Source organism: Streptomyces sp. NPDC046759, from assembly GCF_040645475.1.
Lineage (GTDB): Bacteria > Actinomycetota > Actinomycetes > Streptomycetales > Streptomycetaceae > Streptomyces.
In genome coordinates, this window is the sequence record NZ_JBEYYJ010000047.1 from 39,722 (window position 1) to 49,556 (window position 9,835).

Below are 9,835 nucleotides of genomic sequence, written 5' to 3' on the forward strand. Positions count from 1 at the left end.
TTGTTGAATTCGATCTCAGGGGTGATTCCGGACGGCGCCGCCGCCTGGGCGCGACAGGACAGGTGTCAGCGGCGGCGCCGCCCGGAAGTCTGTGCGGTCTCGTCAGACCTGGGCGCCGGAGAGGCGCTCCACCGCCCGCAGCAGGGCCGAGTGGTCCAGGCCGCCGTCGCCCTGGGCGCGCAGCGAGGCGACCAGCTGGGCGACCACGGCGCCGACCGGCAGGGCGGCACCCACGTTGCGGGCGGCGTCGGTCACGATGCCCATGTCCTTGTGGTGCAGGTCGATGCGGAAGCCGGGCTTGAAGTCGCGGGTGAGGAAGTTGTCCTTCTTCCGCGTCAGCACCGTCGAGCCGGCCAGCCCGCCGTTGAGGACGTCGAGGGCGGCCCGCAGGTCCACGCCCGACTTCTCCAGGAAGACCACGGCCTCGGCGCAGGCCTGGATGTTGACGGCGACGATCAGCTGGTTGGCCGCCTTCACGGTCTGGCCGCAACCGTGCGGGCCGCACAGCACGATGGTCCTGCCGAGCGCCTCGAAGATCGGCTTCGCCTGCTCGAAGTCGGCCTGCTCGCCGCCGACCATGATCGACAGTACGGCCTCGACGGCACCGGCCTCACCGCCGGACACCGGGGCGTCCAGCACCCGGACGCCCTTGTCCCCGGCGGCCTTCGCCAGGTCGACGGAGGTCTGCGGGGTGATCGAGGACATGTCGATCAGCAGGGCGCCCCGCCGCGCGTTCGCCAGGATGCCCCCCGGGCCGTAGGCGATGGCCTCGACCTGCGGGGACGCGGGCACCATCGTGATGACGACGTCGGCGTCGCGCACGGCCTCGGCGATCGAGGAGGCGGCCGTACCGCCTGCGGCGGTCAGGCGGTCCAGCTTGTCCTGCTCCAGGGTGAAGCCGGTGACGTCGTAACCCGCCTTGATCAGGTTCTCGGACATGGGGGAGCCCATGATGCCGAGGCCGATCCACGCGATCTTGGGGAGGGTGTTGCTCATGATGGGGGTGCCTCTCTCACTGCTCTGCGAAGTCAGGGGGGTTCAGCGCGCCGTGCGCGCTTCGCGCGGGAGCCAGTCGAAGGCCTCGGCGCTCGGCCGGTCGCCCGGCTTGTACTCCAGGCCGACCCAGCCGTCGTAACCGGCCTTCTTCAGCTGGTCGAGCAGCTCCTCCAGCGGGAGCGAACCCGTGCCCGGGGCGCCGCGGCCGGGGTTGTCGGCGATCTGCACATGGCCGGTCTTCGCCGCGTACTGCTCGGTCACCGACGGCAGGTCCTCGCCGTTCATGGACAGGTGGTACAGGTCCATCAGGAACGCCGCGTTCCCGAGGCCCGTCGCCTCGTTGACCTTGTCCGCGATCCCGACGGCGGCGGGCGCGCTCACCAGCGGGTACAGCGGCGACTCCGGCTGGTTCAGCGCCTCGATCAGCAGGACCGCGCCGATCCGGTCGGCGGCCCTGGCCGCGAGGACCAGGTTCTCCTGGGCGAGCGCGTCCTGCTCGGCCGGATCCACGCCTTCGACGCGGTTGCCGTACAGGGCGTTGAGCGCTTTGCAGCCGAGGGACGCGGCGAAGCCGGCGGCCACGTCGATGTTGGCGCGGAATTTCTCCGACTCGGCACCGGGGACCGACAGGGCGCCGCGGTCCGGGCCCGGCAGCTGTCCGGCGTAGAAGTTCAGGCCTGTGAGCCGGACGCCCGCGTCCTCGATCGCCTTTCTCAGGGCGTCCAGTTCCGACTGGGCGGGGGTGGGGGAGTCGACCCAGGGCCACCACAGCTCGACCGCCGTGAAGCCCGCCGCGGCGGCGGCCGCGGGACGCTCCAGGAGCGGGAGTTCCGTGAAGAGGATCGACAGGTTGACGTTGAAGCGCTGGTCTGCGAATCCCATCGGGGGCCGCGCTCCCTTCCGTGGTCGATATTCCGTATAGCGGAAGTTTGTTTCTGCTTAATGGAAGATTGCCGCCGGGTGTCGACGCTTGTCAAGGGGGGTCGGCCGGCCGTTCGGCCCCGGTCCGGTCACAGCCGCCAAAAAATCCGCGCCGCGCGTTAGGTTGTGCGCGTGCGATTGAGAGTGGAGTTCACGACCGAACCCTTCGACCTGGACGAGGCGCCCGCGCACGCCCTGGTGGCGCGGGAGGTCGTCGAGACCGCCGAGCTCGACGCCGTCGACGTCGGTCCGTTCGGCAACACGGCGGAGGGCGGCGCGGACCGCGTGCTCACCGCCGTGGACGCGCTGCTGCGCAAGAGCCTCGAGGCCGGTGCCACCCGGATCTCGCTCCAGGTCAACGTGATCGACGACGGGATCGGGGAGGGGGAGTAGGTGACCGGGGACGAGCCCTTCATCACGGCCGTGAAGCCGCTGGTCGACGCCATGGGCGGGCGGATGCTCCCGCCGGACGAGGCCGGTCCCGAGGACGTCGTCCTGGCCTGGGAGGGCGTCGACGTCGTCGCCGTGCGCCTGCCCCAGCTCGCCGACTCCCTCGACCACATCCTGGCGGCCATGGAGCGCCGCCGGGGCCGGCCGCTGGCCGATCTGGACCGCAGGGCGAAGCAGGAGATCGTGCGTACGCTGGAGGCGCGCGGTGCCTTCGCCGTGCGGCACGGCGTGGAGACCGTGGCGAGCGCGCTCGGGGTGAGCCGCTTCACGGTCTACAACTACCTCAACCGCGAGAAGGGTGTCTGACCGCACGGAGTGCCGTGCGGCCGTGCGGTCTCCGGTCCGGCCGGCTTGTTACGCGGATTTTTCAACAAAGTGTTGACGTGGCGTTTCCGGGGGCGTTAGCTATCGGCAGCCCGTTCAGCACGACGGCCCATCGCGGCCACGGAGGCTCCCGTGACTTCGACTTCCACGCCCCCGGGCCTGTCCCGGTTCAACGCCCTGGAGGAGAGCGAGGCCCTCGCCGCCCTCCACGAGGCGTGCGCCTCCACCGAGTGGGCCCGGCGACTGCTCGCCGCCCGCCCCTACGTCACCACCGACGAGCTCTACGCCGCCAGCGACGCCGCCATGGCCGAGCTCGGCACGCCGGACCTCGAGGAGGCGATGGCCGGTCACCCGCCGATCGGGCGCCCCAAGCCGGGGGACCCGGCCTCCGCGCGGGAACAGTCCGGCATGGCCGGCGCCGCCGAGGAACTCAGGGCCGAGATGCTCGAACTGAACCTGGCCTACCAGGAGAAGTTCGGCCACGTGTTCCTGATCTGCGCCACCGGACGCACCGGTGAGCAGATGCGCGACGCGGTCAAGCAGCGGATCGGCAACGCGCCGGAGCAGGAGCGGGAGATCGTCCGCACCGAGCTGGGCAAGATCAACCGCATCCGGCTGGCCCGACTCGTCGAAGAGGACGCCTGACACCATGAGCACCAGCACCACCGCCTCCGTGTCCACACACATCCTGGACACCTCGGTCGGCCGCCCCGCCGAGGGCGTCGCCGTCCAGCTCAGCGCCCGCACCGGCCGCGAAGCGGACTGGCAGGCGCTCGGCGGCTCCGCGACCGACGCCGACGGCCGGTGCCAGGACCTGCCGGCACTGCCGGAGGGGACGACACACGTACGGCTCGACTTCGCGGTCGAACCGTATTTCGAGAAGAAGCAAGCCGATGCGCAGCAGGACGCCCCCGCGAATCGGGACAGCGGACGGGCCGTGTTCTTCCCGGAGGTGGCGATCACGTTCGCCGTCGTACCGGGCGAGCACTACCACGTGCCGCTGCTGCTCAACCCGTTCGGCTACTCCGTTTACCGAGGGAGCTAGCTAATGCCCACCATCCTGGGACAGAACCAGTACGGCAAGGCCGAGAACCGAGTCGTAAAGATCACGCGGGACGGCGCCACCCACCACATCAAGGACCTCAACGTCTCGGTCGCGCTGAGCGGCGACATGGACGACGTCCACTACTCCGGCTCCAACGCCCACGTCCTGCCGACCGACACCACCAAGAACACGGTGTTCGCGTTCGCCAAGGAGTACGGCATCGAGTCCGCCGAGCAGTTCGGCATCCACCTCGCCCGCCACTTCGTCACCTCGCAGGAGCCGATCCACCGCGCCCGGATCCGGATCGAGGAGTACGCCTGGGAGCGGATCGAGACCTCCGACGCCAACTCCAAGTTCATCGGCGCGGACGAGGTCAAGCACTCGTTCGTGAAGAAGGGCCAGGAGACCCGCCTCACCCAGATCACCTACGACGGTGAGAACTGGGAGGTCATCTCCGGTCTGAAGGACCTGACGGTGATGAACTCGACCAACTCCGAGTTCTGGGGCTACATCAAGGACAAGTACACGACGCTGCAGGAGGCGCACGACCGCATCCTCGCGACGTCGGTCTCCGGCCGCTGGCGGTTCAACTGGACCGACGACGCGCAGAAGACGCCCAACTGGGAGAAGTCCTACGAGCAGGTCAAGAAGCACATGCTCCAGGCCTTCGCCGAGACCTACTCCCTCTCCCTGCAGCAGACGCTGTACCAGATGGGCGCGCGCATCATCAACAACCGCAGCGAGATCGACGAGGTCCGCTTCTCACTGCCGAACAAGCACCACTTCCTGGTCGACCTGGAGCCCTTCGGGCTCAAGAACGACAACGAGGTCTACTTCGCCGCCGACCGGCCCTACGGCCTGATCGAGGCGACCATCCTCCGGGACGGCTGCGAGCCGAAGATCCCGGTCGACATGACCAACCTCTGACGCGGGACGCGTGCTCCCGGCCCCGCCACCCGGGCCGGGGACACGCCACACCGGAGGGACCACCATGGCACTGCCTGCGAAGGGGCCGGCCCAGGCCCCCCGCTCCACCCTGCCGGTGCACACCGAGGACGCCGTCATGTCCGTGCACCCGGTGGACGAGAAGCTTCACGTCTCGCGGCTCGTCCCCGTCGCGCTCCAGCACATCGCCGCCATGTACGCAGGCGTTGTCACTCCTCCGCTGATCATCGGCCAGGCCTGCGGACTCGACATCGCGGCCCGCACCCGGCTGATCGCCGCCAGTCTGCTCATCGCGGGTGTGGCGACCGTCCTGCAGACCATCGGCGTCAAGGGGTTCGTCGGCAACCGGCTGCCTTTCGTCAACGCCGCCTCCTCCGCCGGCATCGCGCCGATCCTCGCGATCGCCGAGACCAACGCCAAGGGCCACCGACTCCCCGCCGTCTACGGCGCGGTGATGGCCGCCGGCGTCTTCTGCCTCGCGGTCGGGCCGTTCTTCGGACGGCTGCTGCGCTTCTTCCCGCCGCTGGTCACCGGAGTCGTCATCACCCTGATCGGCGTGACACTGATGCCGGTCCCGGTGAGCTGGGCGCAGGGCGGCGACGAGACCGCCGCCGACTTCGGCTCCATGAAGCACCTCGCACTCGCCGGATTCACGCTCGCCGTGATCCTGCTGATCCAGCGTTTCGGCCGCGGCTTCGTCAAGCAGGTCGCCCTGCTGTCCGGGCTGCTCGTCGGCACGCTGGCCGCGATACCGTTCGGGATGGCCGACTTCACCGCCTTCAGGTCAGCGCCGGTCGCCGCCCTGCCCACGCCGTTCGCGTTCGGCCCGCCCGAGTTCCAGCCCGCGGCCGTCCTGTCGCTGTGCATCGTGATGCTGGTGCTGATGACCGAATCCAGCGCCGGGATGCTGGCCCTCGGCGAGATCTGCGCGCGCCGCGCCGACGCGAGGACCATCACCCGTGGCCTGCGCACCGACGGCATCGCCACCCTGCTCGGCCCCGTCTTCGGAGGCTTCCCCACCTCCGCCTTCGCCCAGAAAGTCGGCGTGGTCTCGCTGACCCGGGTGCGCAGCCGCTACGTGGTCGCCGTCGCCGGCGGCGCCCTGCTGGTCCTCGGCGCCTTCCCGGTGCTCGGCGCGGTCGTCTCCCTGGTCCCCATGCCGGTCCTCGGCGGCGCGGGCATCGTGCTCTTCGGCTCCATCGCCGTCAGCGGCATCCGTACGCTGTCCGAGGCCGGACTGGACGACAGCTCCAACATCATCCTGGTCGCGGTGGCGCTGGGCGCGGGCATCATCCCGCCGGCCGCGCCGGCCTTCTACGCCGGCTTCCCGGACTGGGCGCAGACCGTGCTGGGATCCGGCATCAGCGCCGGCGCGCTCGTCGCCGTTCTGCTCAATCTGTTCTTCCACCATCTCGGCACCCGGAGCCGCCAGCCCGCTCCGGCACTCAAATCCTCCTAGGGTCCTGCCGTGCCCTCCCGTGGACACCCCTTCGGTCCGCGGGCCGCCACCGACAGACAAGGAAGCACCATGGCACCATCGGCAGACCAGCGCATCGTCATCGAGAACTGTGCGATCGCCACCGTGGACGCGGGCGACACCGAGTACGCCTCCGGGTACCTCGTACTCGCCGGCAACCGCATCGAGTCGGTCGGCGCGGGCCGGGCCCCCGAAGGCCTTGAGAACGTCGTGCGCCGGATCGACGCGAGCGGTCATCTGGCCACGCCCGGTCTGGTCAACACCCACCACCACTTCTACCAGTGGATCTCCCGCGGCCTGGCCACCGACCACAACCTGTTCAACTGGCTCGTCGCGCTCTACCCGGTCTGGGCGCGCATCGACGAGCAGATGTCCCACGCGGCCGCGCAGGGGTCCCTCGCCATGATGGCCCGCGGCGGCGTCACCACCGCCATGGACCACCACTACGTCTACCCGCACGGCTCCGGCGACCTGTCCGGCTCGATCATCCGCGCCGCCGCCGAGATGGGCGTCCGCTTCACGCTGGCCCGTGGCTCGATGGACCGCAGCGAGAAGGACGGCGGCCTGCCGCCGGACTTCGCCGTCGAGACCCTGGAGGGTGCGCTCTCCGCGACCGAGGACACCGTTCGCAAGCACCACGACACCTCCTTCGACGCGATGACCCAGGTGGCGGTCGCACCCTGCTCGCCGTTCTCCGTCTCCACCGAACTGCTGAGCCAGGGTGCGGAGTTGGCCCGTCGCCTGGGCGTGCGGCTGCACACTCACGGCTCGGAGACCGTGGAGGAGGAGAAGTTCTGCCACGAGCTGTTCGGCATGGGTCCGACCGACTACTTCGAGTCCACCGGCTGGCTCGGCGAGGACGTGTGGATGGCGCACTGCGTCCACATGAACGACTCCGACATCGCCGCGTTCGGCCGTACGAAGACCGGTGTGGCCCACTGCCCGTCGTCCAACGCCCGTCTCGCGGCGGGTATCGCGAGGGTCCCGGACATGCTGGCAGCCGGCGTCCCGGTCGGCCTCGGCGTCGACGGCACGGCCTCCAACGAGTCCGGCGAACTCCACACCGAGCTGCGCAACGCCCTGCTGATCAACCGTCTCGGCGCCCACCGCGAGGCCGCGCTGAACGCCCGCCAGGCGCTGCGGCTCGGCACCTACGGCGGCGCCCAAGTGCTGGGCCGGGCCGACCAGATCGGCTCGCTGGAGCCCGGCAAGCTGGCCGACGTGGTGCTGTGGAAGATGGACACCCTCGCCCACGCCTCGATCGCCGACCCGGTGACCGCGCTGGTCTTCGGCGCGGCGGCTCCGGTCACCGCGTCCTTCGTCAACGGCAGGCAGATCGTCGACAACGGCCGCCTGCTCACGGTCGACGAGGACGCCGTCGCCCGCACCACCCGCGAGGAGGCCCAGCGCCTCGCCCGGATCGTCGCCCAGGCCTGATCCCCACCCAGGCCGGCGGCCGGCCACCCCTGCGGCCAGCCCGCCGGACGACCTCGGCGAGCCCGCCCCGAGCGGACCCGCCGGAAAGACCAGGTGGTCGCCCCGCGCGGCCGGTCCGCCGGAGGACCCCGGCGGCCGCCGCCCGGAGCGGACCCACCGAACACCCGGCGGCCCGCCCTGCACGGGTGGCCGCCCGACAAACCTGGCGGTCGCCCCGTACGGGCGAACGCGACAGGTCTCGGCAGGCCGGACACGCGGCTGGTCTGCCGGAGGACTTGGCAGGCCGGACACGCGGCTGGTCTGCCGGACGACTTGGCAGACGGACTTACGGCCGGTCTGCCGGAGGACTTGGCAGGTTGCCCCGTGTGGGTGGCGTGCTGGAGGACTCGGCAGTTGCCCTGCACGGGCGGCGTGCCGGGAGACGCGGCGGTCGCCCCGTGTGGGCGGTTCGCCGGACGACTCGGCAGGTGGCCCGTGCGGGCCGGCTGCCGGAAGGCACGGCGGTGTCGCCCCCCTCATGGGCGGCCCGCCGGAACGCTCCGGCCGGGAGGGACGGCTCCCGGCCGGGGTCCGTGGACCCGAGCGGGGTCCACGGCAGCCGTCTCCGGGGCGCGTGTGTACGCACGCGCCCCGGAACGGTCACCGCTCGACCCGCTCAGCGCCACCCCGTCCCGGTCCCGCACGACCACACGCACCACCTCCCTGAAACCCACGTCGACGACGACGTGTCACCCGCCCGGAGGAGCCGCCGTGGCCGCCCATCCTGTTGACGAGAAACTCCCCGCCCTCAAAATGGCGACCAGCGGCCTGCAGCACGTGGCCGCCATGTACGCGGGAGTGGTCGCCCCGCCCCTGATCGTCGGCGCGGCCATAGGGCTGTCCGGCAAAGACCTCACCTTCCTCACCGGAGCCTGTCTGTTCACCGCCGGGCTCGCCACCTTCCTGCAGACCCTCGGCTTCTGGAAGATCGGCGCCCGTCTGCCGTTCGTCAACGGCGTGACCTTCGCCGGCGTCGCGCCCATGACGGCGATCGTCGCCTCCGCCAAGGACAAGTCCGACGCGCTGCCCATGATCTTCGGCGCGGTCATCGTCGCCGGCCTCCTCGGCTTCCTCGCCGCCCCCGTCTTCTGCAAGGCCGTCCGCTTCTTCCCGCCCGTCGTCACCGGTTCGGTCATCACCCTGATCGGCGTCTCCCTGCTCCCGGTCGCCTTCGGCTGGGCCCAGGGACCGAACCCCGCCGCGCACGACTACGGCTCGACGACCAACCTCACCCTGGCCGGTGTCACCCTCCTCATCGTGCTGCTGCTGCGCCGTTTCACCCGCGGTTTCGTCAAGCAGATCGCGGTCCTGCTCGGCCTGATCATCGGCACGCTCATCGCGATACCCTTCGGCGTCACCGACTTCAGCCCGGTCGTGCACTCCGCCGTCGTGGGCTTCCCGGCCCCCTTCCACTTCGGCGCCCCGACCTTCCACATCGCGGCGATCCTGTCGATGTGCGTGGTGATGGTCGTCTCCATGACGGAGTCCACGGCCGACATGCTGGCGCTCGGCGAGATCGTCGAACGCCCCTCGGACGAGCGGACCATCGCGGCCGGCCTGCGCGCCGACACCCTCGGCTCCGCCCTCAGCCCGCTCTTCAACGGCTTCATGTGCAGCGCCTTCGCCCAGAACATCGGCCTCGTCGCCATGACGAGGATCCGCAGCCGCTTCGTCGTCGCCGTGGGCGGCGGCTTCCTCGTCCTGATGGGTCTGTGCCCGATGGCCGCCTCGCTCATCGCGGTCGTCCCGCGCCCGGTCCTCGGCGGCGCCGGGGTCGTCCTGTTCGGCTCGGTCGCCGCCAGCGGCATCCAGACCCTGGTGCGGGCGGGCCTGGAGAAGGACAACAACGTCCTGATCGTCGCCGTCTCCCTCGCGGTCGGCATCATCCCGATCACCGCTCCGGGCTTCTACCACGCCTTCCCCGACACCGCGAAGATCGTCCTGGACTCCGGCATCTCCACCGGCTGTCTCAGCGCCGTCCTGCTCAACCTCGTCTTCAACCACCTCGGCAGGAACCGTGACGCCGAGGACGTCACCCATCCCATGGAAGCGGGCCAGGAACTCACGCCCACGCACTGAGAACCGGCGCGGGGTACGGCGACCGCCGTACCCCCCCCCCAGCCCAGGCGCCCAGGTTGGCCCAGTGCCCAGTCAGCGGCCCGCCCCCGCGCGGCCCTCCCCCGCGGGGGTGTACGCCGGGC

At 70.6% G+C, this 9,835-nt stretch carries 10 protein-coding genes; 8 read left to right on the plus strand and 2 right to left on the minus strand.

What is annotated here, in order from left to right:
• Window positions 1–102 precede the first annotated feature (102 nt).
• Both ABZ919_RS39100 and ABZ919_RS39105 read right to left on the minus strand, forming a co-directional pair.
• Window positions 103–996: a 2-hydroxy-3-oxopropionate reductase gene (locus ABZ919_RS39100; RefSeq protein WP_361258272.1), complete on the minus strand. Its 894-nt coding sequence runs from the start codon at window positions 994–996 to the stop codon at window positions 103–105.
• Window positions 997–1,038: 42 nt separating this feature from the next.
• A complete protein-coding gene (locus ABZ919_RS39105; RefSeq protein WP_361258275.1) occupies window positions 1,039–1,878 on the minus strand; it encodes a TIM barrel protein in 840 nt (279 codons plus the stop codon).
• Between the two features lie 171 nt (window positions 1,879–2,049).
• Here ABZ919_RS39105 and ABZ919_RS39110 point away from each other — a divergent pair, with 171 nt between their 5' ends.
• From ABZ919_RS39110 to ABZ919_RS39145, 8 genes are all read left to right on the plus strand, one after another.
• Window positions 2,050–2,310: a hypothetical protein gene (locus ABZ919_RS39110; protein ID WP_361258278.1), complete on the plus strand. Its 261-nt coding sequence runs from the start codon at window positions 2,050–2,052 to the stop codon at window positions 2,308–2,310.
• Window positions 2,311–2,673, plus strand: coding sequence for a helix-turn-helix domain-containing protein (locus tag ABZ919_RS39115; RefSeq protein ID WP_361258280.1), 363 nt, complete (start codon window positions 2,311–2,313; stop codon window positions 2,671–2,673). It abuts the gene before it with no gap.
• A gap of 150 nt (window positions 2,674–2,823) precedes the next feature.
• Window positions 2,824–3,336, plus strand: a complete 513-nt coding sequence (gene uraD, locus ABZ919_RS39120; RefSeq protein WP_361258283.1) for a 2-oxo-4-hydroxy-4-carboxy-5-ureidoimidazoline decarboxylase — start codon at window positions 2,824–2,826, stop codon at window positions 3,334–3,336.
• Window positions 3,337–3,340: 4 nt separating this feature from the next.
• A complete protein-coding gene (gene uraH, locus ABZ919_RS39125) occupies window positions 3,341–3,736 on the plus strand; it encodes a hydroxyisourate hydrolase (RefSeq protein WP_361258286.1) in 396 nt (131 codons plus the stop codon).
• A 3-nt stretch (window positions 3,737–3,739) separates the two neighbouring features.
• On the plus strand, window positions 3,740–4,663 hold the full coding sequence (gene pucL, locus ABZ919_RS39130) for a factor-independent urate hydroxylase (RefSeq protein ID WP_361258289.1): 924 nt from the start codon (window positions 3,740–3,742) through the stop codon (window positions 4,661–4,663).
• A gap of 64 nt (window positions 4,664–4,727) precedes the next feature.
• Entirely contained in the window at window positions 4,728–6,140 is a 1,413-nt protein-coding gene (locus ABZ919_RS39135; RefSeq protein ID WP_361258292.1) for a nucleobase:cation symporter-2 family protein, read from the plus strand.
• A 69-nt stretch (window positions 6,141–6,209) separates the two neighbouring features.
• The gene (locus tag ABZ919_RS39140) at window positions 6,210–7,595 is read left to right on the plus strand and encodes an 8-oxoguanine deaminase (RefSeq protein ID WP_361258295.1); all 1,386 of its coding nucleotides are present in this window, start codon (window positions 6,210–6,212) and stop codon (window positions 7,593–7,595) included.
• A gap of 750 nt (window positions 7,596–8,345) precedes the next feature.
• Entirely contained in the window at window positions 8,346–9,713 is a 1,368-nt protein-coding gene (locus tag ABZ919_RS39145; RefSeq protein WP_361258297.1) for a nucleobase:cation symporter-2 family protein, read from the plus strand.
• Window positions 9,714–9,835: the final 122 nt, after the last annotated feature.